The 25484-nt window shown below is 41.8% G+C and carries 25 protein-coding genes and 1 riboswitch; of the genes, 4 read left to right on the top strand and 21 right to left on the bottom strand.

From position 1 onward, the window contains the following. Position 1: 1 nt before the first annotated feature. The 6 genes from D8785_RS07880 to D8785_RS07855 form a co-directional block, all read right to left on the bottom strand. Positions 2 to 307 (bottom strand): PTS sugar transporter subunit IIB, encoded by a 306-nt coding sequence (locus D8785_RS07880; RefSeq protein WP_000590576.1) that lies wholly within the window; start codon positions 305 to 307, stop codon positions 2 to 4. Between the two features lie 39 nt (positions 308 to 346). Beyond that, a complete protein-coding gene (locus D8785_RS07875) occupies positions 347 to 823 on the bottom strand; it encodes a PTS sugar transporter subunit IIA (RefSeq protein ID WP_125375067.1) in 477 nt (158 codons plus the stop codon). Positions 824 to 1029: 206 nt separating this feature from the next. Then, positions 1030 to 1776, bottom strand: coding sequence for a DeoR/GlpR family DNA-binding transcription regulator (locus D8785_RS07870; protein ID WP_125375066.1), 747 nt, complete (start codon positions 1774 to 1776; stop codon positions 1030 to 1032). Between the two features lie 326 nt (positions 1777 to 2102). Further along, on the bottom strand, positions 2103 to 3677 hold the full coding sequence (gene cshA / locus D8785_RS07865) for a degradosome RNA helicase CshA (RefSeq protein ID WP_125375065.1): 1575 nt from the start codon (positions 3675 to 3677) through the stop codon (positions 2103 to 2105). A 703-nt stretch (positions 3678 to 4380) separates the two neighbouring features. After that, positions 4381 to 5289 (bottom strand): magnesium transporter CorA family protein, encoded by a 909-nt coding sequence (locus D8785_RS07860; protein WP_117745012.1) that lies wholly within the window; start codon positions 5287 to 5289, stop codon positions 4381 to 4383. Between the two features lie 85 nt (positions 5290 to 5374). After that, positions 5375 to 5755 carry a PH domain-containing protein gene (locus tag D8785_RS07855; protein WP_006596927.1) on the bottom strand — a complete coding sequence of 127 codons (381 nt, stop codon included), beginning with the start codon at positions 5753 to 5755 and terminating at the stop codon, positions 5375 to 5377. A gap of 101 nt (positions 5756 to 5856) precedes the next feature. Continuing rightward, positions 5857 to 5981: riboswitch (TPP riboswitch) on the top strand. An 81-nt stretch (positions 5982 to 6062) separates the two neighbouring features. Here D8785_RS07855 and thiT point away from each other — a divergent pair. Further along, a complete protein-coding gene (gene thiT, locus D8785_RS07850) occupies positions 6063 to 6638 on the top strand; it encodes an energy-coupled thiamine transporter ThiT (RefSeq protein ID WP_125375064.1) in 576 nt (191 codons plus the stop codon). 632 nt (positions 6639 to 7270) lie between these two features. Here thiT and D8785_RS07845 read toward each other — a convergent pair. The 10 genes from D8785_RS07845 to pbp2b all read right to left on the bottom strand — a co-directional run bounded on the left by D8785_RS07845 (position 7271) and on the right by pbp2b (position 19266). Further along, on the bottom strand, positions 7271 to 8815 hold the full coding sequence (locus D8785_RS07845; protein ID WP_023022638.1) for a peptide chain release factor 3: 1545 nt from the start codon (positions 8813 to 8815) through the stop codon (positions 7271 to 7273). 201 nt (positions 8816 to 9016) lie between these two features. Further along, on the bottom strand, positions 9017 to 10942 hold the full coding sequence (locus D8785_RS07840; RefSeq protein ID WP_125375063.1) for a DUF2207 domain-containing protein: 1926 nt from the start codon (positions 10940 to 10942) through the stop codon (positions 9017 to 9019). A gap of 60 nt (positions 10943 to 11002) precedes the next feature. After that, the gene (locus D8785_RS07835; RefSeq protein WP_023022633.1) at positions 11003 to 11683 is read right to left on the bottom strand and encodes a YwaF family protein; all 681 of its coding nucleotides are present in this window, start codon (positions 11681 to 11683) and stop codon (positions 11003 to 11005) included. 12 nt (positions 11684 to 11695) lie between these two features. After that, positions 11696 to 12385: a YwaF family protein gene (locus D8785_RS07830; protein WP_125375062.1), complete on the bottom strand. Its 690-nt coding sequence runs from the start codon at positions 12383 to 12385 to the stop codon at positions 11696 to 11698. 28 nt (positions 12386 to 12413) lie between these two features. Beyond that, on the bottom strand, positions 12414 to 13115 hold the full coding sequence (locus D8785_RS07825) for a YwaF family protein (protein ID WP_125375061.1): 702 nt from the start codon (positions 13113 to 13115) through the stop codon (positions 12414 to 12416). 30 nt (positions 13116 to 13145) lie between these two features. Then, positions 13146 to 13757: an NUDIX hydrolase gene (locus tag D8785_RS07820; protein WP_023022628.1), complete on the bottom strand. Its 612-nt coding sequence runs from the start codon at positions 13755 to 13757 to the stop codon at positions 13146 to 13148. After that, positions 13747 to 15117: a UDP-N-acetylmuramoyl-tripeptide--D-alanyl-D-alanine ligase gene (locus tag D8785_RS07815; RefSeq protein ID WP_125375060.1), complete on the bottom strand. Its 1371-nt coding sequence runs from the start codon at positions 15115 to 15117 to the stop codon at positions 13747 to 13749. The genes D8785_RS07820 and D8785_RS07815 overlap by 11 nt, the downstream gene beginning before the upstream one ends. Before the next feature lie 88 nt (positions 15118 to 15205). Continuing rightward, the gene (locus tag D8785_RS07810; RefSeq protein WP_125375059.1) at positions 15206 to 16252 is read right to left on the bottom strand and encodes a D-alanine--D-alanine ligase; all 1047 of its coding nucleotides are present in this window, start codon (positions 16250 to 16252) and stop codon (positions 15206 to 15208) included. A 325-nt stretch (positions 16253 to 16577) separates the two neighbouring features. Further along, complete coding sequence (recR, locus tag D8785_RS07800) at positions 16578 to 17174, bottom strand: recombination mediator RecR (protein WP_006596694.1); 597 nt, start codon at positions 17172 to 17174, stop codon at positions 16578 to 16580. A 10-nt stretch (positions 17175 to 17184) separates the two neighbouring features. Continuing rightward, on the bottom strand, positions 17185 to 19266 hold the full coding sequence (gene pbp2b, locus D8785_RS07795; protein ID WP_125375058.1) for a penicillin-binding protein PBP2B: 2082 nt from the start codon (positions 19264 to 19266) through the stop codon (positions 17185 to 17187). Between the two features lie 315 nt (positions 19267 to 19581). Between pbp2b and D8785_RS07790 the strand changes: the two genes are divergently transcribed. The 3 genes from D8785_RS07790 (at position 19582) to D8785_RS07770 (ending at position 21570) form a co-directional block, all read left to right on the top strand. Next, on the top strand, positions 19582 to 20409 hold the full coding sequence (locus D8785_RS07790) for an exodeoxyribonuclease III (RefSeq protein ID WP_125375057.1): 828 nt from the start codon (positions 19582 to 19584) through the stop codon (positions 20407 to 20409). Between the two features lie 11 nt (positions 20410 to 20420). Further along, positions 20421 to 20807, top strand: a complete 387-nt coding sequence (locus tag D8785_RS07785; RefSeq protein ID WP_125375056.1) for a bleomycin resistance protein — start codon at positions 20421 to 20423, stop codon at positions 20805 to 20807. 169 nt (positions 20808 to 20976) lie between these two features. After that, the gene (locus tag D8785_RS07770; RefSeq protein ID WP_125375055.1) at positions 20977 to 21570 is read left to right on the top strand and encodes a helix-turn-helix domain-containing protein; all 594 of its coding nucleotides are present in this window, start codon (positions 20977 to 20979) and stop codon (positions 21568 to 21570) included. 25 nt (positions 21571 to 21595) lie between these two features. Here D8785_RS07770 and nth read toward each other — a convergent pair whose 3' ends face one another. The 5 genes from nth to glmU all read right to left on the bottom strand — a co-directional run bounded on the left by nth (position 21596) and on the right by glmU (position 25392). Then, positions 21596 to 22225 (bottom strand): endonuclease III, encoded by a 630-nt coding sequence (nth, locus tag D8785_RS07765; protein WP_125375054.1) that lies wholly within the window; start codon positions 22223 to 22225, stop codon positions 21596 to 21598. Between the two features lie 162 nt (positions 22226 to 22387). Then, a complete protein-coding gene (locus D8785_RS07760) occupies positions 22388 to 23080 on the bottom strand; it encodes a 5'-methylthioadenosine/adenosylhomocysteine nucleosidase (RefSeq protein WP_125375053.1) in 693 nt (230 codons plus the stop codon). Positions 23081 to 23107: 27 nt separating this feature from the next. Continuing rightward, positions 23108 to 23446 carry a cell wall synthase accessory phosphoprotein MacP gene (gene macP / locus D8785_RS07755; protein ID WP_125375052.1) on the bottom strand — a complete coding sequence of 113 codons (339 nt, stop codon included), beginning with the start codon at positions 23444 to 23446 and terminating at the stop codon, positions 23108 to 23110. 11 nt (positions 23447 to 23457) lie between these two features. Next, positions 23458 to 24003 carry an NUDIX hydrolase gene (locus D8785_RS07750; protein ID WP_125375051.1) on the bottom strand — a complete coding sequence of 182 codons (546 nt, stop codon included), beginning with the start codon at positions 24001 to 24003 and terminating at the stop codon, positions 23458 to 23460. Positions 24004 to 24012: 9 nt separating this feature from the next. Continuing rightward, entirely contained in the window at positions 24013 to 25392 is a 1380-nt protein-coding gene (glmU, locus tag D8785_RS07745; RefSeq protein ID WP_125375050.1) for a bifunctional UDP-N-acetylglucosamine diphosphorylase/glucosamine-1-phosphate N-acetyltransferase GlmU, read from the bottom strand. Positions 25393 to 25484: the final 92 nt, after the last annotated feature.

Here is a 25484-nt window from a genome sequence, read left to right as displayed (position 1 = left end):
ATTAGCTTAAACCATGTTCTTTGATGGCTGCTTCGATGTTATCATATACCGGAGCACTCATCGCAGGAATACGGAACAAGATTGGACCAGCTTCAACTACTGGAATACCTGGCTCAAAGCCAAGATCTGTTGCAGCAATTGGAGTAAAAATGTCATACCCTTTAATCAAGTCTTCATTGACATCTTTTACCATCACCGCATCACATTGTACATCATATCCACGGTTTGAAAGCTCTTCTTCTAGAGCGCTTTTAATTTGGTGGCTTGAGTTAACCCCTGCACCACAGGCAGCTAAAATTTTAATCATTTGAATGACCTCCATTATAAATATTTTTTGTTGTTACTATTATGCAATCGCTTCGGTGATATAGCGATATAAGTCTTCTTCATTTTCCAATTTCGACATGTTTTCAAGATTTCCGTTTGTCGTAAAGAAATCCATCAAATGAGCCAAAATGTTTGTTTGGCTAGAACTAGAATTGTTAATGATGAAGAATAAAAGCGAAACATCTACTTCCTTATCAGGCGCGATCATATTGTGGAAGGTTACCGGATTTTTTAATCGAACGACTACAATATTCTCTGTCAGGTTATGGATGATATCCGTATGAGGAATGGCCACATTCGGCAAATCCTTTCCTAGAAATTCCATATCTAAACCTGTAGGGAACGATTTCTCTCTTTCTTTCAATGCAGCTCGATAAGAATCTGTCACAATCTGACGTTCTTCCAATAAAGTTGCAATCTGGTCAAACAATTCTTCTTGATCTGCAACATCTAGGCAAAAGACTAATTCCCGATTAAACAGTTGATTTAATCCCATCTTTTCACCCCTTCCACTTTTTACCTTTTTTAATTTACACGATAAGTATATCACTATATGAATGCGCTGTCAATTACAATATGTAATTTTTTGTTCTTTTTTGTTTATTTTTTATAGATTTATTTATAGCCCTTCCCCTATTAAAGGATATGAAAAAGGCCAGAATCTGCTTGATCCTGGTCTTTTAGCTGTTTCTTTGCGAATTTTTACAAAATTTTTGTATAAGAATTGTATTTCTCACGCACCTTTTTAGAAATAGAATGATCTGTAATCACTGCATTTAAATCATCCAAACGGTAAAAAGCATAGAAAGAATAGCTATCAAACTTACTGTTATCTGCGACTACATACTTTTCAATGGCATTGTTGAGAATAATTTTATTGCCATTTCCCTCTTCTTCGTTTGCGGTCATGGCTGTATGACCATCAATCCCGTTTACCCCGATAAAGGCTTTCGAAACTTTTATTTCCTTTAAGAGCTTATTGGCAAACTGTCCTACAAAGGTCTGTGTCTTACCCCTATAGCGTCCGCCAACTAAAATGATGTCACAATTAGGCTGGTCTTTTAATTTTTCAAAAATAGGCAAGGAATTGGTGACAATACTAACATGTTTCCCATCAAGATAATCGCCAATAAAATCTGTAGTTGTCCCTGCTCCAATAAAAATTGTATCGCCTTCATCAATCAAAGCCGCACATTTTTGAGCAATCTCCCTTTTCTCTTCCACGTTCAACATGTTCTTTTCTGTATGGGAAACTTCTGTCAGACTATCTTTGATTTTTCGATGGGCCCCTCCATGAACACGGACCAATAGGCCTTGTTCTTCTAAGTCTATCAAATCCCGTCGAATTGTCATATCGGTGACACCTAAGAGATCGCTCAGATCCTTAACAGAGACCACTTCATTTTTATCCAACTCTTGTAAGATTGCTACGTGTCTACTCTCTTTCATATGATGTCCTACTTTCCTATTTCTACTTTCATTATACTATAATAGTAAACATTTTCAATAAGAAACAAACATTTCACTCTAATTTTTCTATATTAACCACTTATTTTGTTGATCATTTTTGTAGAAAAAATTTACTTTTTGTTCACATTTTTAAAAAAAGTAAATTTTTTTTAGCAAATCTGTTGACAGGACAAATAAAAAGTTGTATTCTTAATATGTTAACAGAATTGATAGCGCTGTCACGAGATGATAGCAAACGTTTTGTTTACGAATTTCGGTCTCCTTATAAATATACAAGGGTAAACATGTGTTTACCCTTGTATTTTTTATTTATCCCCTTTGTTCCGAATCACAAAGCCTGTTTTCTTCTCACTTGAAGTATTGCGAGGTTTTTTATGATCCTTGCGGTAACGCTTCTCTTTATCAAATCGATCCTTTGAGCGTCCACCTTTACGATAGTCATCACGACGACCATTGCCACGGCGATCACGGTCTCGACGGTCATCCCCACGACGGCCACCACGACCAGATTTGCCTTTTCCGCCAAATCCACCACCAGATGGTTTAAATGGCAATGGTTTTTCACGTGCAATTTCAACTTCTGGAAGACTGTCTGGATCCTGAACCGTCAAGCTAAGGATGTACATAGCCAATTCTTCAGGACTGAATTCTGAGGCCAATTGACGAGCATCCTTGCCAAACTTCTCAAAGTTGCTACGAATCTCCTCATTAGCAAAATCACGTTCGATTTTCTTAAGAGCTACTTGCTTCTTAGCTTGGAAGGCTTCTTCTGCACTTGCAGGTTTGAGACCTTTCATGCGTTTCTTAGTCAAGTTCTCAATGATTTGGAGATAACCCATTTCATTAGGTGAAACGAAGGTAATCGATTGTCCTGACTTACCTGCACGCCCTGTACGACCAATACGGTGAACATAACTCTCAGGGTCTTGCGGAATATCGTAGTTGTAGACATGGGTCACACCTGAGATATCCAAACCACGAGCAGCAACGTCTGTTGCAACGAGGACATCGAGGTTTCCATTTTTAAAATCACGAAGGACACGAAGACGTTTGTTTTGGTCCAAATCTCCATGAATCCCTTCTGCACGGAAACCACGGATCTTCAGTCCACGAGTTAACTCATCCACACGACGTTTCGTACGACCAAAAACGATTGACAATTCAGGTTGATCAACATCCATAAGACGTGTCATGGTGTCAAATTTTTCTTGTTCTTTAACACGGATGTAGTACTGGTCTACTAGTTCTGTTGTTAATTCTTTGGCAGCAATCTTGACATGCTCGGGTTCTTTCATGAATTGAACACCGATCCGTTTGATGGCATCAGGCATGGTTGCTGAAAAGAGTAGAGTCTGACGATTTTCTGGGACACGTGAGATGATTGCTTCGATGTCTTCAAGGAATCCCATATTAAGCATTTCGTCTGCTTCATCAAGGATGAGAGTTTCAATATCTTGTAATTTCAAGGCCTTGCGTTTGATCAAGTCTAGGAGACGACCTGGTGTTCCTACAACGATATGAGCCCCTGATTTAAGTGCCTTAATTTGTTTTTCAATACTTGAACCACCGTATACTGAACGGACTTTCACACCCTTACTACGACCAAAGCGGAAGAGTTCTTCCTGGCTTTGAACAGCCAGTTCACGAGTTGGGGCGATGACCAAAGCTTGGATAGTTGCTTCTTCTGTACGAATTTTTTCAAGGGTTGGCAAGCCAAAGGCTGCTGTTTTCCCTGTACCAGTCTGTGCTTGACCGATTACATCTTTACCTTCAAGAGCCAAAGGAATGGTTTGCTCTTGGATAGGACTTGCTTCTACAAATCCTGCTTTTTCAATTTCTGCTAACAAATCAGCAGAAAGATTAAATTCATTAAATTTCACGTTATTCTTCTTTCTAAAGATGGTGCGAAGCCATCCTATAGCGCTTAGTTTATACTTTTCTTGTCATGACGTACTTTCATAACTTTTATGAAAGATCGTGTTGCTTCTTTTCCACGAAAGAAAAGTACTGCTTTCTTTGCAACTTATCTAGTATACCATAGACCTGGGTTAAAAGATAGTAAAACGAAACAAGTTAAAAGGTTTTTATTGTGTTACCCCTTTCAAATAAGTTTTTTTTCACCTTTGATTCATTAGTATGCCTCCTTTTTCATTTCTTTTTTAATTTGCAATAATATAAAAGACTGTGAAGTCTCTTTTTTACTTTGAACCATCTTAGAAAACCAGCGTCACAATAGGCTTTATAAAAATTTTTCTCACAAAAGATCCACTTTTATTTTTGGATTGTTTTCTTGATTTTTAAAATAAAAGTATGTATAATAAATTTAGTATTTAGGATATTTCAGTATAATTAAAATGCTTCATTCATTTAACTGATTCAACGATTCAATCCAATTATAAATTGTTTATAATCCACTCAGTACTTTTAAATCTACTCCTACTATTTCCAAGAAGATTATGTACAGTCGATCACTTGTATCAAAACTGCCTCTTCTTCTTAGGGGAGGCAGAGTTAAAAATGAAGAATTTTCTGAAATAGCCAAGATACGAAAGAGGTAAGGAATTTCTTCCCTACCTCTCTTTTTTATCGTTTATGGGCAATCCAGCGCAAAATACGAGACAAGATGATCCAGAGTACAAAGCTTGCTATGGAGATATACAGCCATGCATTAGGATCGTCAGTAAACGGCAATGGAACGTTCATTCCAAAGAAACCAGTGACAACTGCTAAGACTGCTAACAGAGCTTCCAAGATAGTCAAAGTTGTCAAATTGTCATTCAGGTTGTTGTTTAGGATGTTATTGTAGGAGCTAGACAACTGTTGCAAGACTTGACAGTTCAACTCCGTCATATAGACCAACTGTCTGGCCTCGATCATGGCATCATCAAACTGTTCTTTTTCGACATCATCAAATTGGCGGTAGATTAGGTGAGCCTTGATATGTTCCAAGAGCATGCGATTTTGCTTGGCAGCGGATGCCAGATAGACCATACCTGTTTCCACGTCAGAAAGAGCATAAAGGTTTTTACTAGTTGTTGTTTTTCGTAAGAGACGAGTGATTTCATCCTTGTGCTTATCTAGACGCTCAATAATCGGATAATAAGCATTACTAATCATCTCAAGCCCTGCAAATAAAAGCTTAAAGGTCGATAAACTCTCGTGATTATCGACATAGCGTTCCATTTGTGCAATAATATAGGCGTTGTCTCGGTTACTAATAGTCACAAGACGTGGTCCCTGGACAATGAAGGTCATCGGAATGGTTTCATAATATTCCTTTTCCTTTTCCATGTCCAAGACATTATAGATAAAAGTCACGGTCCCATTCTCACGGTTGTAATCCATGTGGGCACGTTCGTTTTTATCCAATGCATATTCAATGGTTTCTTGATCAATACCATACTTTTGGTACAACTGGGAGGTTTCCGCAATCAAGTCAGAATCAATATTAATCCAACTCCGGCCATCTCCTAACTTTTTTTCAACGAACATTTTGCTCCCTCTTTACCTTATCTGCCAGTGCTCCTATCCGATTGTCCTAAATCGCTAGATGAAGACTGTTTAAATTTATTTTTTATCAACGCAATACAGCTGCTGCCAAGGCCTGCTGGATTTCGATGACACTATTGTCGCTCTTAAATTGAAGTGTTTCTGATGGTTCTACAGCTGATGAAACCCAAATTTTTAATTCAGCATCCAAATCAAAATGACCAGATGTTTCTACTGAAAAACGCGAAATAGAACGATAAGGAAGGGATTTATAAGATGTTTTCTTCCCTGTCATTCCTTGCTTGTCCACCAAAATCAGACGGTACTCAGTAAAGACAATCAAGTCACGAATCAAACTAAAAGCCAGAGTTACCTGCTCACCTGGAACCAGGATATCCCCTAAATCTTTTTCAACCTTATCGACGTCTTTTTGAGAAGCATTGCCCATCAAACCTGCAAAAATACCCATGATTATTTCCTCCACAATTTGTGCATTTTCTATCTTAATAACTATACCATATTTTTTGCGAGTTAAAAAGTTGCGGGAACGTTTTTTAGATAGTATAATGAAAGAGTCACAAGAGGAGCAGCTGCTGAGATTGGTTAGATGGAATACCAAAAGTGTTCGTTACTGACCTAAACTCTTACCACCTGATCAGGTTAGGACCTGCGTAGGGATGTGTCTCAAAACAGAATGAAATAGAGAACTTCTATGACGTCGTTTTGGTGTGGCAACAAATGAGCCAATCAAAACGATTGGTATAGGAGGTTTTTTTATGTCGAAAACTACGGTTCGACCAATGATTGAGGTTGCTCTTTTAGCGACCATTGCTTATATTTTGGATTTGGTTACTCAACCGATGTCCTTAGGTCCTTGGATTTCTCTATCTTTTAAGATGGTTCCCATCTTTCTCCTCAGTTTCCGCTGGGGCGTGAAGGCTGGTGCCATGGGTGGATTCATCTGGGGATTGTTGCAAGTCGTGACAGGGGAAGCAGCTGGTGGTTGGTTGACTCCAATCCAAGGTTTCTTAGAGTACTTTGTAGCCTTTAGTCTGATTGGACTGAGTGGAACTGTCAAACCAGCTCTTGACAAGGCTATCCAAGAAAAGAAACGACTACAGACGCTTACTTTTATCACAGTCGGAGTCATCTTGGGTGGTTTTGCACGCTACCTGATTCACTACATTGCAGGTGTCATCTTCTGGGGAAGCTATGCTCCAGCTGGCCAAAGTGCCTACCTGTACTCACTGATTGTGAATAGCTCGTCCTTCTTAGGCGAGACCATTGCCAGCCTCATTGTCTTCTTTATCTTACAAGAATTTTTGGGAAGACTCCTCATTACAGAACAATAAAAAGCCAGCTCACTTGAGCTGGTTTTTTATTAAAGAAAAAATATTCTTAGAAACTTTCCTTAAGTGAGTACGGACGTCAGCGAACTTCTACGAAGTTCCATGACTTAGTTTTGAACCCCTTCGCTCTTTAATTTCTGGGCTCAGGCTAAAACAGTTTCCCAAACTGTTTTACTTTCAAAACTCCCGAGTGCTTGAAACAACATTGTTTCAAGCATTTTTCTCACAGCGGAAAGTTTCAGTACTGGCTTTAATGACTATAAAAATATGGAATTATTTTTATTTATTGAAAAATCACTTGATTTTTTATGTAAAATGGAAGTTTGTCTTCATCCCAAAACCAGCTCAAGTGAGCTGGTTTTTCAATTTATATATTTTATTCGCCAAAAGTAGTTAGTGATGCAGTTAGGATAACCTTCCCATCGGACTGTTACGACGTAAAGTTTTACGAATCGATAATATTCATAAAACTTTACTAGTGGAGCGTTTAGGTAAATCAATTTTTACACTACGATACGGAGTTTGGCAAATCGATTCCATTTGCCAAACGTAGTTAGTGAGGCAGTTAGCTAGTTCGCCAAATAGCGACTAGCGTTCAACAATTAGGAACTTTAGTTCCAATTGTTGGTACTGAGTTACATTTTTTCTTCCAACTCCACGTCTGGATACTTGTCTGCAAACCAACGGAGAGCAAAGTCGTTTTCAAAGAGGAAAACAGGCTGGTCAAAGCGGTCTTTGGCCAGGATGTTTCGGCTTGAAGACATGCGTTCATCTAGATCCTCAGGTTTGATCCAGCGAACCGTCTTTTTACCCATTGGGCTCATCACCACTTCGGCATTGTATTCATTTTCCATCCGGTGCTTAAAGACTTCAAACTGCAATTGACCAACAGCACCCAACATGTATTCACCCGTTTGGTAGTTGGTATAGAGCTGGATGGCTCCTTCTTGCACCAATTGCTCAATTCCCTTATGGAAGGACTTTTGCTTCATGACATTCTTGGCAGATACCTTCATGAAGATTTCAGGAGTAAAGGTTGGCAGTGGTTCAAATTCAAACTTATTCTTCCCAACTGTTAGCGTATCCCCGACCTGATACGTACCGGTATCGTAGACCCCGATGATGTCTCCTGCTACGGCATTGGTGACATTCTCACGGCTTTCCGCCATAAACTGGGTGACATTAGATAGCTTAGCACTCTTACCAGTACGAGGCAAATTGACACTCATCCCCCGCTCAAATTCACCAGACACGATCCGAACAAAAGCAATCCGGTCGCGGTGACGAGGGTCCATATTGGCTTGGATTTTAAAGACAAATCCTGAAAAGTCCTTGTCATAAGGATCGACAATTTCTCCATCTGTCTTCTTGTGGCCGTGTGGCTCTGGAGCAAACTTGAGGAAGGTTTCCAAGAAAGTCTGCACACCAAAGTTGGTAAGAGCCGAACCAAAGAAGACCGGAGTTAATTCACCTGCAAGGATAGCTTCTTCTGAAAATTCATTTCCTGCTTCATTCAAAAGCTCAATATCATCTTTTACTTGTTCGTAGAATGGGTTGCTAGCAAATAGTTTATCGCCATCCTCTAGGCTGGCAAAACGTTCATCCCCTTTATAGAGTTCCAAGCGTTGGTTATAGAGGTCATAGAGTCCCTCAAAGGCTTTCCCCATCCCGATTGGCCAGTTCATTGGGTAACTAGCGATGCCCAATACTTCTTCCAATTCTTGTAAGAGATCTAGTGGTTCACGACCGTCACGGTCCAGTTTATTCATAAAAGTGAAGACTGGAATCCCACGGTGTTTGACAACCTCAAACAATTTCTTAGTTTGGGCCTCAATACCCTTGGCAGAGTCCACTACCATGACCGCAGCATCCACCGCCATCAGGGTCCGATAAGTATCTTCTGAGAAGTCCTCGTGCCCTGGAGTGTCTAGGATATTTACTCGTTTGCCGTCGTAGTCAAACTGCATCACAGATGAAGTTACCGAAATCCCACGTTGTTTCTCGATATCCATCCAGTCAGATTTTGCAAAAGTCCCTGTTTTCTTTCCTTTTACGGTACCTGCTTCCCGAATCTCTCCTCCAAAGTAGAGCAACTGCTCAGTAATGGTTGTCTTCCCCGCGTCCGGGTGAGAGATAATGGCAAAGGTACGGCGTTTTTTAATTTCGTCAGTTATTGTCATTCTTTCATCCTCAGTTATTTTTAAAAGCATATTTTTTAGTAAGTAGGATCCTTCTACATTGGTTCTCTCCTTTTACCTTAACTAACCTATTATAGCGGAAATAGAGCCTTTTTTCAATCATCAGTGTATTTACAAATTAAAAAGCCTGAGGGAGAACTACAATGGTTCTACATCCCAGACTTCATTCAATCACAGGGGCTATTAGAAGGCCCCAAATCCTCCACCACCGCCGCCATCAGAGAAACCACCGCCGTCAAAGCCACCACTGCCATCTGAGGAGTTAATAGAGAAGTTTGAAACACTGTAGGAATCAGCTGCATAGCTCATTAAGGTAGACCCATCTAGGAAGGAATTTGGAGAGGATGTGAGCCAAACAAGAGCATCCCAGTCTTCATATGGCACGGAAATCTGATGACTTTGGAGTACCTGACTCACTTTTTTAGCTTGCCCATACATAGTTGCATAGACTAAGATACGATTCCATAGGATGACACTTTCAAGTTCTGCTTGGTTGAAATTTGGAATACTTTCAATCATATTTCTAAAGGCCATCCATTGGAATTGTGAATCCAAGTTCTCCAAGGATTGTAGATGATCTTCGCGACGTTTCACAACAATATAAAATGGAATCAATAACAAAACCAGACATAAAATGATCAAAAAATAGTATGAAGAGAGGTGTGAACCAAATCCAAAAGATAAGAAACACATGCTCACAAATAAAATCAGTAAGAGCCAAAAGTGTAAGGCACAGCCTGTTTTTGAAAAAGCTTCTTCTTTTTCAGATAAGTCTCTAAAATAAGAGGGCAACCCTAATTTCGTAATTTCCTTATCGACGCCTTTTGACAATTGCTGGGCGTCCTTTTTCAAAAGTGATCGAACGTCACTTCCGACCTTTCGAATACGGTCTCTTTGTGTGTCTGTTTTAGCAGCTCGAAAATCCTTTTTTAGGGCTGCTTGATTAATTTTATATTTCGAGAACACCTCACTGATCCTGATTTCAGTTTCTTGATCAAAGATCATTTCAATAAACTTCAATTCAAAATCAGCCAAGCCTTCATGGTGAAGACAGGTCAAGGTCCCTCCACTTTCATCTCTCGTCAAACGAAGATTTCCTCGATCAATGAGATCCAAAATACTTGCTTGGATGAGATGATTAAATTTTAGTTGACCTTTCTCTCTAGACATGACCATCTGTTCAAAATCAAGTTGATACAAGGCCTTGGCTAGGACAAAGGGTGGCAAGTTCTGTGGGGGTTCGTATAATCTTACTCCTTTTGCAATCCGACGAGTTCTGGTACTGATCATATAGCGGATCCATGGAATGAAAGCTAGAACAAATAAAAGAATCGATACAATTGGAATGACTCTGAGAAACAGTGTCTTGTAGATGAATGTTTTTTGTTGAATGGATTTTTCTTTTTTAAGAAATTTATCCTTTCCCTTTTCCTTTTTAATCTCATTAGATTGGCCTCGACGTAGAGCTTCTGTCATGGGCCAGTATGCGTGGAGCTCCAATTTTCCATTCTTTGGGAAGTTCCATAACTGAATGTGATAGCCAGTCTCAGTCCGTTCAATCTGGGCTGGTGGATTAAAATAACCGGTATGAGCATACAAGTCTCCCTGCTTGGCATCCAAGCCATCCACATAAAAATCTAATTTTGCTACGTCCTCATCCCCATCTGAAATAGGGAACCAATTGAGCTCGGCGATATCGGAATACAGTTCTAGAATATGATCAATCTTCCATACAACCTTGATGGTAACTTTGCCACCAACGATTCTTGAATTGTAGATTTTTAATAAACGTCCATTTCCGAGATCCGATTCTTCTACACGGATCTCTCGTTTTTCCCCATCCACATAAGCTTCCACTTGAGGATTTTCATGGATTTTAAATCCTTTGGGAAGGGGATCTACACTCCCTAAAGTTACGTACTGCCCATTATAGCCTGTTGAAAAAATGTAGGTAATCTCTTGCGTAAATGTCGCCTGGCTATCTTCCTGCAAGTGGAGGTGTCCCACATAGGATTCTATCGAATAGCGAACTTCATCATCTGCCTGAGCCGGACTAACCGTACAAAAAAAGGCACACAATATACCAATGACTAGTAAAAACCTCTTCATTTCAAACTCCTATTAACTAAAAGAAGGCTGAGACTGATGGTCCCACCCTCCTTTTTCTTTTTATCGAATAACTCTTTCTCTTGCAGGCTTACGACTGAAAAATACATTAAAGAGAAGCAAGGCTGCTGCTAAGATGCTAGAGACCACGACGTAATTCACCAAGAGGCTGTCCCCTTTGATAATCGGTGGCCGGGCCATGAGTCCATAATTCCCTCCAGTGACTTGGTTGACGCCAACTAGAAATAGATCCAAAACGAAAGTATAGAGAACAATCTCTCGATTTTTTAAGAGGCTCGAATCATAGCATCTCAAGAGATAAATCAAAGAATTAACCAAAAGACAGTAATGCCCGAGGAGGAAAGAAAAGCTCGTAATATGAGGGAAGGTGTAGGGATCAAAGACTGGATATCCCAAGGCAAAGATCGCTCCACTCACTCCCATCAAGGCAAAGAACTGCTTGCTCTTCCATCGGTCTGGCAACAGCAAGACAGCAAACATAGCCAAACGACAATGGTACAAGGGTAAACTATTGGACCAGGGAAGCTGAAAAGCAAAATACCAGATATAGAGACAGATCAATTGAAATATTTGTAGGTTTCGAAAGATCTTCCGAAATTGTTCATTTTGGTAGTAACGTAATGAAGCCCATACTGCCATTACGATTAAAAGAACCATGACTCCATACCAAAGGAGCGGTATAACAGGTGGTACAGTGGATTCAGTTGTAAAAAAATGATGCATAAGATCTCCTTATTAAACGGATTCAGATGTTCTTTTTCTTTTCTTACTGGACTTAATAAGATGATTGATCAGGATGAGGGTTCCTGTCATCAGGATAGTCACGATCAAGTAATTGAGCACGAGCCCATGATCGCCAATTACAGGAGGACGACGCATAAAGCCGTAATTTCCACACGTTACGAGATTAGCAAGCTGAATAATAGCGTTGACACCAAAGGTCATCTGACAGATCTTCCAAGCGTCTCCTTCTTCTACTTGGTAGAATTGGACCAGATAGATTAAGCAATTAGCCAAGAGGGCCCAGTGGCCAAAGACATTGTTGATCGAGGATACGTGAGGAAAGGGATAGGGATAAAAGACGGGATGAACCAAGGCCATGATGGACCCAAAGACACCAACAAGAGCAAAATATTGCTTGAAGCTTCCCTTGGGAGCCAAAAGAATTATCCACATAGCCATCCGACTATGATAGAAGGGCAGGCTCTCTGAAAAAGGTAAGTGTGCTGCAATATACCAAGAGTTGATTATCAGCAACTGAATCAATTGCCCCCAATACCAAAAGGTTTGATAGCCTTTGGAAGAAGCAAATCGAATAGACAGATAGCCTACCAGCATCAATGAGGTCGGCAACAAAAAGTACCAAGCTCCCAATTGAGGAGGGGCCGTTGGTTGACTGGTGAAAAATAAATCCCAAAGTGGCATGATTTCCTAACCTCAGCTCATCAATTTTCTATTCTGAACGTGAAACGACCGTCTCTTCAACCATCTTGTATTTGTACTTATAACGCTGGTTGACCAAGCAAATTCCAGCTACCATCACCAAGCTAACCAAAAGGTAGTTCAAGAGAGCACCATGGTCCCCAATGATGGGTGGGCGCCGTAAGAAGCCATAATCTCCTTTCGTCAATAGGTTAACCAAGAAAATCAAGGCATTCATGCCAAAGGTGATCTTAAAGATTCTCAAGGTATCTTGTTTTTCAGATTGGTAATAATCTTGCAGATAAATCAAGCTATTGGCAAGCAAGGCCCAGTGGCTGAAAATGAGATTCAGAACGGTGATATGAGGGAAAGGGAAGGGATCAAAGGCTGGGTAAACCAAGGCCGCAATCGATCCTAGAACTCCCAAGAGAGCAAAATATTGCTTGATATAGGTCCCTCTAGGTGCAAAAAGAATCACTAGCATGGCCAAGCGGCAATGATAGAATGGCAAATTATCCGTCAACGGCATGTGGGCAAGAATATACCAAGCATTAATGGTCAAGACTTGAATCAACTGTGCCCAATACCAAAAGCGTTGGTAGCTTTTGGACTGTGCATATCTAATGGAAAAGTAGCCAACCACCAACAAAGAAGTTGGCAGAATGAAATACCAGAGCCCAAATTCAGGTGGGGCTGATTTTTGGTTTGTAAACAATAAATCCCAAAGTGTCATTTTCATATTCCTTTAATTTATAGATCATTTTTAATCACAATACAAATCTCGTTTTCCATCATAGACCTCCCAAAGGAAGTTCAATTGTTCTTCTGTATTGCGCTTGGTAGAAAGAGCAGGTATTTTTTCTCTCTCAAAAAAGGCAAGGTCGGAAATTTCCTGGTTCTTTTCAAAATTTCCATCTAATAATTCACATTCAAATACCAATTTCACATATTGGCGACTTTGCAATTGGTAGCGATTGGTATCAAATACTGCCAACAATCTGATTACACGCGCAGAATAGCCCGTTTCTTCTTGGATTTCCTTTAAAATGTTTTCCGTCGGAGAATAGCCAACCTCACCAAAGCCACCCGGCAAGGCCCAGGTCTCTTCTCCCTGACCTTTCACCAGACAAAGTTTTCCATCTTTGACAATCCATGCCCTAACATCAATCAAGGGAGTGTCGTAATGGTCTGTCGGTCTAAACAAATCCGATAATTCTTGTGGATTCAAATCAGTCGCTTCTCTGACAAGATCCTGTAAAATGGCACGAATATCCTGATAGCGCTCTTGATCAAATGGATCTTTTGAGAACGCTAAGCCTGTATTGGTGATTGAAATCAAGCGCTGAATGTTCTTTAGTACATTATTACTCGCCATTCTCCAACTCCTCTACCAATTTGGCTAGATTCATGGAATTGCTTCCCTTGATGAGGATTTGGTCCTGCTCTTTTAAGCTTTCCTTGACTTGTTTGACCAGGTCCTCAAATTGATCTTCCTCAGCGGTCTTTTTGAAATAATAGACATGTCCGAGTGGGAACATCTGACTCGCTAACTGAGCCAAGCCCGCAATGTCTTGACCGTAGAAAATAACCGTATCCAAGACATCCGGTGAAAGACTGAGAATCATTTGGTTGTGCAGATCAATGGATTGCCCCCCTAGTTCTTTCATATCTGCAAGAACTGCCAACTTCCGGCCATTTGGATTGGCAGGAATGGTCGAGAAGGTTTCTAAAATCAGGCGCATAGCCGTCGGATTGGCATTGTAGACATCGGATAAGATATCCGCTCCATTACTTGCCTTCTTCCATTCTGTGCGGTTCTTCGTAAGCTCTAGGCCTTTAAAACTTGCACGGATGGCCTCTTCGCTGACTCCTTCTTGCAGGGCAACATAAGCTGCAATCATGGCATTGGTCGCATTGTATTTCCCAGTTACAGGAAGATCAATGGCTTCATTTAAGAAATTCGTGCGGAAGGTTAAGCTATCCTTGCGTTCGTCCAACTTGGTAATGCGGATATCTGCTCCTTCCCCAAATCGCACAAGTTCTTGTTGGTTGGGTAAAAAATCCTCTACAATGGGATCGGCTGGTACTAGGAGCAAGCCTCCAGCTGGCATGCCGTCCGCAATTTGCAATTTCCCTTTAGCGATTTCTTTGCGATCTTTGAAAAACTCCAGGTGAGCTTCCCCAATGAGGGTCACGATGGCTGCTTTTGGATGGGCAATTTCTGAGAGGAGATGGATATCTCCCAGATGGTCCTGTCCCATTTCAAGGACAAGCTTCTCTGTCCCTTCTGGCATATGGAGAACCGTGTAAGGGAGACCAATCTCATTATTGTAGTTCCCTTGTGTTTTATAGGTTTTATAAGTAGTAGACAGCAGTTGAGCCAACATATCTTTGGTCGTTGTCTTACCGTTTGAACCAGTGACCGCCAAGACATCTACTTGACTATTCTCCAAAACATATTGGGCTAATTTTTGAAAGGCCGCTAGAACATCATCTACCAATAAATAAGGGTGGCCTTCTACTTCTTTTTCAGACAAGGTCGCTACAGCCCCATTTTCAAAGGCGGTTTCAATAAAATCATGCCCATCACGCGCCCCCTTGAGAGGGACAAAGAGATCCCCCGGGCCAATGAGACGACTATCAAATTCTGGTTTCTGTAAAACAAAATCCTCAAATTGACTGATATCATTTCGGGCACCAAGGACACGTGCTACTTCGTGCAAGGTTACATTCATGGTATTCTCCTCTAAAAAGTGGGAGCAGGAAGAAAAGTGACTCCTCTATGAGTTGACTTCATCTCCCACTCCCGCTAGGAACAGTTTCTTAAAGTAAGTGCGCTTCGCGTTTTTCAAAGGTTTCTTTGGCTAATTCTACCAAGCGCTCGATTAAATCAGGATAGGCTAAGCCCATGTTATCCCAAAGTAAAGGATACATAGACCATTGGGTAAAGCCAGGCATGGTATTAAGCTCATTCAAGTAGATGCCTCCATCCCCTGTGTAGAAGAAATCACAACGAGAGAGACCTTTGCCACCAATAGCACGGAAGGCCAATTCGGCATTCTGACGCATAGTCGCTGCAACTTCTGTTGGGATTTCAGCCGGAATTGCCATCGTAATCTTATTATCGATGTATTTGGCTTCGTAGTCATAAAAGGCTACATCTTTGACCACTTCACCAGGGAGGGTACTTTTCACATCGTAGTTGCCTAATAGTCCCACTTCGATTTCGCGCGCTACGACACCTTGCTCAACCAGAACACGGCTATCGTATTTAAAGGCCAATTCCAAAGACTGACGGAGTTCTGCTTGGTTTTCTGCTTTTGAAATCCCAACACTAGAGCCCATATTAGAAGGCTTGGTAAAGACCGGATAGGTTAATTCTTTTTCGATCAAGGCAATCTTAGCCTCTAGGTCGTCTCCTTCAAGGACAGCCACATAAGGAACTTGTGGAATCCCTGCAGATTCTAGGACTCGTTTCGTAGTAATCTTATCCATAGCTACACTAGAAGAAAGGATATCACAACCCACATAAGGGAGTTTCAAGACTTCTAAGAATCCTTGAACCGATCCATCTTCGCCCATCGGTCCGTGAAGGACTGGAAAAACAACCGCTCCTTCTTGGTAGATGCTGCTCGGAGATACTTTTGCGTCCCAATCAATGGTCTCATTGGTCATTAAGCGTTCGGTTTCAGCAGGCTTTTCTTCAAAGCTTTGGGTCTTGATGAAGTCCCCAGCCTGAGTAATGAAATAGGTCTCGACCGAATACTTGTCATAATTAATCGCTCGCATGACGCTTTCAGCTGAAAGCACCGATACTTCACGCTCTGCACTACGGCCACCATAAAGAAGTACTATTTTTTCTTTTGCCATTGTTTGGTCCTAATCCTTTGTTTAATTTTGTGCTTCATAATCGACTTATCAAAAGCACTCCTCACATACGAGTTCGTCCCTCTAGTATACCACACTTTAAAAAGAAAGAAAACGAGGGAGAACACCTAAAAAACAAAAAGAGAGTGGGACAGAAATCAGTAATTCGTTAGAATTCGATTTCGTCGTCCCACCTCCGCACAGTTGAGTAGGGCTATAAAAGCTGATGAAATCAGCGTAGTAGAGCCCACTCAACCACTGCGTCTTGCTCGACAATCAAAAAACAATTGAGAGGCTAGGACTTTTGTCCCAGCCTCTCTATAACCGCTTATAACTCGGTTCGATTTTCAATAGCTCGAAGAAGGGTCACTTCGTCCGCATACTCGATATCGGCTCCGACAGCTAATCCACGCGCCAAACGGGTCACTTTGATGCCAGCTGGTTTGAGGACACGTGAGATATACATAGAAGTTGCTTCACCATCTGCTGTTGCATTGGTCGCCACAATGACTTCTTGGACCTCATGATCCATTAATCGTGTGATCAAGGACTTGAGGTTAATATCATCCGGTCCGACCCCATTCATGGGTGAAATCAAGCCATGAAGGACATGGTAGCGACCGTGGTACTCCTGAATATTTTCCATGGCTGACACATCTCGACTATCTTCCACTACTAAGATGGTCGATGGATCGCGTGTCTCATCTCGACAAATGGCACACTCTTCTTCATCTGTCAGGTTCCCGCAAATGGAACAATAGCTTAATTCCCGCTTTGCTGACAAGAGATTTTTAGCAAACTCATTGACATCATCATCACTCATTCCGATGGTATAAAAGGCCAGACGAGTTGCCGTCTTAATCCCAATACCAGGGAGCTTCGAATAACTTTCAATTAATTTTGCGATAGGTGTTGGATAGAGCATAGCTTCCTTTCTAATTCATAGGATGTTTTTGCTGGTAGAGATTGATAATCTCTCTGGTAATACTGTGACTAACAGTCGCTTGGAGATTAGTGTTGTGAGGGAAGACGACTGCCACCGCAATCTGAGGATTTTCAGATGGGGCATAAGCGATGACATTGGTGTTTACAGCAGGGGTTCCACCATTTACAAATGTTTCTGCAGTCCCAGTCTTCGCACTGATTGGAACGGCAGCTCCTTCTCCGATGGTTTTACCTGTTGTTAAGCCACTGGTTCCATATACCACCTGATAAAAACCTTGTTTGATGATGGCTAGATTTTCAGGTGTTAGAGCCACTTGGTTGAGTTCTTTTGTTGCAATCTCTTCTTTCAGAGGACCCAAACCTCCCTTGGCATCATTTTCATAGATCCCTTGGACCAGATGGGGAGCCACGCGTTTCCCATCGTTGGCAATGGTTGCAACATATTGAGCTAACTGCATAGGGGTATAGTTATCAAACTGACCAAAGGCGTCTGTTAGGTAATTACCAATCGTGAACTCTTTGGGAACATAGCCCGTTGATTCATTCGGAAGGTCAATTCCCGTCTCTGTTCCCAGACCATAGGAGGCGAAAGTCGAACGCAATTTGTTCATAGCTGGATCCAATTGATCAGTCTTCAAACTCATATTCGGCTGATAGGGTTGGCCCATCAAATCAAGGGCAATCTGCACCATATAGGTGTTGGAAGAATATTCTAACGCTTGTACCGCATTGATTTCTTGGCTTCCAAACTGGGTGAACCAAGAAGTGATTGGAGCTGAACCAGAAAATGAGATTGGTTGATCCCATAGGACCTGGTTTCCAGAAATCACCCCATTTTCCCATCCTGCTGTCAAGGTAGCCGCTTTAACAACCGAACCTGGGACAAAGACATTGGTCACCGTCCCTAAAGCATCAGGAGTAAGATCTTGCGAACCAGATTCATGCTTCATCCCCGCCATGGCAAGAATTTTACCCGTTTTTGGATCCAAGGCAACAGCATAGACCCCTTCTGAGTAGGTCGCATTACCAGCAGCTAATTCTGCCTGGAAGGACTTCTTCAAGATGTCTTCCACTCCTCTTTGGAAATCCAAATCAATCGACAGCTTGATATTATTTCCCTTGCTTCCTTTTGAGAGGGTTTCGATCTTTTCGACATTGCCATTCTTATCCAAATGGATTTCTTTTTCAACCCGTTCTCCTTGAAGGACAGACTCATATTGTTTTTCTAAATAAGAAGTTCCGACGCGATCATTTAAGGAATAACCTTTTTTCAAATAATCATCAGCTTCTTCAGCTGGTAGGCCAGCTTGTTCTGTCGATACACTGCCAACAATAGAAGCCAAAGGACTATCGACTACTTTTCGATCCCAACTCGTGATTACTTCAAATCCTGGAAATTCTTTTAAATGATCTTTGACCGTCGTCACTTGTTCATCGGACATCGGATCCGTCACAATCGTAGCACTGGCGAAGTTTTCAACCGCATTCATTTGGCTGAAGAGATAGATGGCCTTTTTTTCTTCATCCGTATAGCCCAATTTTGCTGGGTCAATACTATCCACCGCATACTGGTAGATTTTCGCTTCTGGAAGGGGGTTGCCATCCGTATCGATCCGTTCCTCCTTGGGAAGTTTGTCCACTACTTCTTTATAGACTTCTGTATTTGCTAAATAAAAGTCAATCTCTTGACGCTTGCTGACTTGAGGATTTGACACGCTTACGTAATTTAGGAGAAGCTGTGCTGTTTGACGCATCTCTTCAGCAGTAAATTTATTGCTCCGAGTAAAAGACAAGACCTTCTTATCGACATTCTCTACCAGTGGCTGACCAGAAGCATCATAAATCTGCCCTCGGAGACTCCCCCTTGTCAAGTGTTTTTTGGTATCTTTTGCCAACTTTTGTGTATAAAAGCCTTGATGAGTAATCTGCATGTACCCTAGTCTAGCAATTAAAATCAAAAAGAGGGTACAGACTAGACTGAATAACAAATAAAGTCGTCTAGTAATCCACCGATTATCAAATTTTCTCACCTTCGCATTCGCTTTTTTTGAACGTTTAGATTTTCGAGCCATACCTCTCCTTTCATCAGGATTCTCAGCCCCAGCCCCTATCAAGACAACCTAAAACAGGATAACTTTATAGGAAATCTGAGGAATATTTCTATTTTAAACTCAACTCCCATTATAGCACATTTCATCCAGACGCGAGTCGCTAGACCAGATAAAAATCATTCATTCTTAGCTCATTAGCAAACATCATTTTAGCTATGTGAACAATACAAACATCTTTTTACCAAGAAACGAATGCTTCCTCAAATCACAAGAAACAGGAGACTGGATATTTTTTGGTATAATAGAAGCATCGACAAAGTTAGTAAAGGAAACGATATGAAACTAATCTCATGGAATATTGACTCATTGAATGCTGCCTTGACGAGTGACTCTGTACGCGCGAAGCTCTCACAAGACGTCCTCCAAACCTTGGTAGCCGAGGATGCGGACATCATTGCCATTCAGGAAACAAAATTATCTGCCAAAGGACCAACGAAAAAACACTTAGAGGTCTTAGAAGAACTTTTCCCTGGATATGAAAACACATGGCGGTCCTCTGTAGAACCCGCTCGTAAAGGATATGCAGGAACCATGTTCCTCTACAAAAAAGAATTAACACCAAGGGTAACCTTCCCAGAAATCGGTGCTCCTTCTACCATGGACCTCGAAGGTCGCATTATTACTCTTGAGTTTGATGACTTCTTTGTGACCCAGGTCTATACTCCAAATGCTGGAGATGGGCTCAAACGTTTGGAAGAACGTCAAATCTGGGATACCAAATACGCAGACTACTTGGTGGAACTTGATCAACAAAAGCCAGTTCTGGCAACTGGAGACTACAACGTAGCCCACAAGGAAATCGACTTGGCCAATCCAGCCAGCAACCGTCGTTCCCCAGGCTTTACCGATGAAGAACGGGCAGGCTTCACTAACTTGCTAGCCAAAGGGTTCACTGATACTTTCCGCCACTTGCATGGAGATCTTCCAGAGCAATACACCTGGTGGGCGCAACGTAGCAAGACATCCAAGATTAACAACACAGGCTGGAGAATTGACTACTGGCTCACTTCTAATCGAGTTGCGGATAAGGTGACCAAATCAGCTATGATTGATTCAGGTGCCCGTCAAGACCACACACCGATTGTCATGGAGATTGAGCTCTAAGGAGAACGCTAATGGACTATCAAGCTGTCATTCCTGAATTTGTAGTATCTGACATCGAAAAATCCCACCACTTCTACTGCGACTTGCTGGGATTCTCTGTCGAATACGAGCGTCCAGAGGAGAAATTTCTCTTCCTCTCGCTTGAAGACTGCCAACTTATGCTAGAAGAAGGCAGTACAGAAGAATTAGCCCAATTGACTTATCCTTTCGGACGCGGTGTCAATATTTCCTTTGGCATCAAGGATGTTCCTCAGCTCCACCAAAAACTGCTGAAAGCTAAATATCCTATCCATCGTCCGCTAACAAAAAGAAAATTTCGAGTGGGGGATAGTTTTATTTATCCCCATGAATTTGCGATTTTGGATCCAGATGGTTACTTTTTACGATTTAGTGAATAAGAAAAAGGAGGCTGCTGGCCCCTTTTTCAATAGGAAAATATGAATTGACAGACCTGTAAATCCAGTGCAAAAACCTTTGTTAAAGCCCATGAAATCAACATGTCAAAGAACTTTGATAGCCGTTTTTTGTATAAATGAGTAGAATGAAATCAGGAAGCGAGGAAATCTTATGCAAGTCGGAAAACAAATCCAGCACTATCGTAAAGAGAAAAACTTATCTCAAGACGAATTAGCTGAAATCATCTTTGTCAGCCGTCAATCCATTTCCAACTGGGAACGCGGCGCAACCTACCCTGATATTCAAAACCTGCTTTTACTGAGCAAGGTCTTTGAAGTGTCATTGGACAAACTAGTCAAAGGAGATTTGGAAACCATGAAACAAATTATTCACGACCAAGAATTTATGCGCTATCAAAAAGATGGAGTGGTTTTTAGCTTACTGCTAATTGGCAGTCCTATCATCAGCACTCCCCTCATTCTTTATTTGGATGGATACGGCATCGCTATTAGTTGCTTGATTCTTGCTGTCGGTATATTCTACGCCCAACGCATTGAAAAATTCAAGAAAAAGCATAATCTTCGTACTTATCGCCAGCTTGTCGCCTATGAACAAGGACGCAGTCTGAGCGAGATTGAAGAAGCTGAAGAAAGGGGTAAAGATCCCTACCAAAGAATCCTCATTCCTATTCTATTTGTCCTTGGAATTGGCGCTATTACTCTACTGATTTCTTGGCTCTTACTTACTTTCTTCCCTATCAAATAAAAGCGAAGTCATTAGACCTCGCTTTTTAACTGTCTTTAAAGTTATACAATTGCGGATAGTGATCACATTCGGGATTTTTAGGATGGCAGATAGCCCGTCCAAAATAGATCATGGCCTGATGAGCTGGGAGCCAGCGTTCAGGAGGAAGAACGTCCATGACTCGTTTTTCCACTTCTAATGGTGTTGCTGATTTCTTGACGATGTCATGGTGCTTGCAAATCCGCTCTACATGGGTATCAACAGCAAAGGCAGGGATTCCGAAACCGACACTCATGACCACATTGGCTGTTTTACGTCCCACTCCGGCTAAACTCTCCAGTTCCTCCCGTGTCTGAGGGACTTGGCCATCAAAGTTGTCCAACAATTGTTGGGCACATTTTTTGAGAAACTTAGCCTTATTGCGATAGAGACCTAATTTGGAAATATGCTTGGCAATGTCGGCTTCACTGGCGACCGCCATGTCCTGAGGAGTTGGGAAGGCTTCAAACAAGGCTGGAGTTGCCTTATTAACCGCCGCATCCGTTGTTTGAGCAGAGAGCATCACCGCTACTAATAATTCAAAATGATTGCGAAAATCCAAACTTGGCTGAGCATCTGGAAAAAGGGCAATAATTTCTTCAATCACATGACGTGCCCGTTTTTTTGATAAGACCATAACTTCTCCTTTCCATTTCTAGACTTTATTATAGCATGAAGTCAGTCTATTTCTGAAGGAATCGGCTTCAGAAAAGGAAGTGGGACAGAATGAATTGTAAATGATCTTCATTCTATCCCACTTTCTACTTATATTAGAGACATCTTGACTCTATTGTTTATATTACACCAATCTCATCAAGAAAGTAATCAAAGTTTGTGCTGAGCGCTCGCCAGCCTCTACGATAAATTCATCAAAAGAGATATTAGCTGCGTGATCTGCCGTGTCACTCATAGCCCGAATGACCATGAAAGGACGGCCGGCTGCATGAGCCGCTTGGGCAATGGCTGCCCCTTCCATCTCAACTGCCAATACTTCTGGGAAATGTTCGCGAATCGCTGCAACTTTTTCTTCACTCGCGATAAAGCTATCCCCAGTTGCAATCAGGCCAACATGGGTTGGTGTTTGTTCCTCAGCTAGAACTTTTTTCATCTCTGATACAAAATAGCGGCTGGATTCAAAGTAGAGTGGTTGCCCTGCCATCTGGCCATAGTCATAACCAAAAGCTGTCACATCGACATCATGGTAGGCCAATTTGTCTGCAAGGACGATATCTCCAACAGCCATCCCTGGTGCTACAGCACCTGCAGAACCCGTATTGATAATGGCTTCCACCTTAAAATCATTGGCCAATACAGCCACACTCATGGCTGACATGACCTTTCCGATGCCACTTTCAACCAAAACGACCTCATGGCGACCAATCGATCCTGTATAGTAGACCTTTCCTAGGCGAAGATGTTTCTCGCCATTCTGCAAAGCCTCCACTAAAATTTTTAACTCTTGTGGCATGGCCGCAATGATTCCAATTTTCATAATCGTAACTCCTTTGGTAGAGGCTTCTTATAAGCGCCAGATTGCAAGAATTAACAAGATGAGGAGCAGGATGACCCAAAATAAGATCTTATTCAATTTTGATTGAAGCACCTCATCTTTTTGGTTCTCAATCCGACGACTCTTGGTCACTGTAGGTTGGACTCTGATCGGAATAGTCTCCTGAGGATACGATGCTCCACGTCCTCTATCTTCTTCCCTTGTGGTCATTGGCCGTTCATAACCAAATCCCCTGTTTCCAGTCGGGAGAATTTTTGTTTCTTCCTCATCAAAGAGCGGGGGACCAGAGATAGCTTCTCCCCGGTTTGCCCGCTCAATCATTTCATCTGTTAATAAAGGTTTGCCCATTGGTTCCTCCTCTATTTATTAGATAATTCCCAACACTGAATCGCCATAATGGTCTTGGCATCACAGATTTCCCCAGCTTGGATCAAGTCTTTAGCCTCCTCCAAGGTCACTTCTAGCAGCTCCAAGGTCTCATCTTCATCTTGAGGGCGAGGATTTTCCACTTTTTTCAAGTTGGTCGCAACATAGAGTTTGATCCGCTCGTTACAAAATCCAATAGCAGAATAAAAATCATACAACAACTCTAAATCCGCTGTGTAACCAATTTCTTCTTCCAATTCACGCAGAGCAGCTGCTTGAGGATCTGCATTTTCACCCTTTTCCAACTTCCCTGCTGGGACCTCTACAGAAGTCCTCTCGATCGCCTTGCGGTACTGCTTGACCAAGATCGTTTTACCATCTTCTGTAATCGGCAAAACTGCTACTGCTCCATTATGGAAGATTAAATCACGCTGCGCTTGACCTTTTCCGTCAGGTAGTTCCACTTGATCTGTGACGACTTGGAAAATCGGTCCTTGATAAATCTCATTGCGCTCAATGGTTTTTTCTTCAAATTGCATGAAAATCTCCTATTTATTTTTAGGATGGTGGGGAAGGCGAGTCGCGTACTCATCTTTATTGACTTGGCGACCACGACCAATCGCAATCGCATCTGCTGGCACATCCTTGGTAATGGTAGATCCAGCACCGACTAGAGAATTATCTCCTAGCTCAACTGGCGCAATGATGGTCGAATTCGAACCGACAAAGACATTGTTGCCAATAAGGGTCTTGTATTTATTTTTCCCATCATAGTTGACGGTAATGGTTCCCGCACCAAAGTTGACGTTGCTACCGACTTCACAGTTGCCAATGTAGGTCAAATGACCAGCTTTGGTATTTTCGCCAATAGACGAACCTTTGACTTCGACAAAGTTTCCAATATGGACATCTTTTGCCAAGCTAGATCCAGGACGAATATGGGCGTAAGGTCCTACTGTCACACCATCCGCTACCGTGCTCTCTTCAATCATAGAGTTGGTAATAACAGCACCTGCACCGATTTCACTGTCCACGATATAGGTTCCATTGGTTAAGACTGTCTCAGCCCCAATTTTTGTGTGCCCTTTTAGAGTGACATTGGCTTCGATTTGTACTTCTGGTGCGATCTCAACATCGATATCGATATAGGCCGCATCAGGATTGACAAAGCTCACTCCATTAACCATATGAGCTTGGTTAATGCGGCGACGCATGATGCCTTCTGCTGTCGCAAGGGCTACGCGGTCGTTAACTCCGAGGCTTTCATCAAAGTCTTTGAGCGTATAGGCTCCAACTTTTTCACCTGCTTCTCGGAAAATCCCAATCACATCTGTGATATAGTATTCGCCTTGGGCATTGTTCGTGTTGATATTCTTCAAGGCTTCAAAGAGGCGGGCATTGTCAAAGACATAAGTCCCTGTATTGATTTCCTTGATTTGTTTTTCAAAATCTGTCGCATCTTTTTGCTCAACAATTCGAAGCACTTCCGCATTGTCATTGCGGACAATCCGACCATAGCCAAATGGATTAGCTGCTTCTGCTGTTAAAATCGTTGCCACATTCTTGTGGTTGATATGGAAGTCAATCAAGTGTTTGAGGCTTTCACCCGTAATCAAAGGAGTATCACCTGCGATGACGAGGGTATGGCCTTCAAGACCTTCCAAGACTGGCTCTGCCATCATGACCGCATGACCTGTTCCTAACTGCTCGGTTTGTTTGACAAACTCTGTTTGACCTTCTAATACCTTTTCTACCAATTCCGCTTTGTGGCCCACAACCGTTACAGTCTTCTCAGGTGAGATGGCTCCAACACTACGGAAGACATGTTCCAACATGGAGATCCCAGCAACCTTGTGAAGAACCTTTGGCAAATCTGACTTCATACGGGTACCTTTTCCCGCTGCTAAAATAATGGCATAATTTGGCATAACATTTCTCTTTTCTGTACAATATCGCTTACATTATACCATTTTTTAGCCCTTTTGGAAAATAAGACCCAGATCAAAAAACTCTCCAAAAA

It is taken from the genome of Streptococcus australis (genome assembly GCF_003943615.1).
In the GTDB taxonomy this organism is placed as follows: Bacteria; Bacillota; Bacilli; order Lactobacillales; family Streptococcaceae; genus Streptococcus; species Streptococcus australis_C.
The sequence above is the reverse complement of the archived record's forward strand: the minus strand, read 5'-3'. Positions and strand labels throughout refer to the sequence as shown.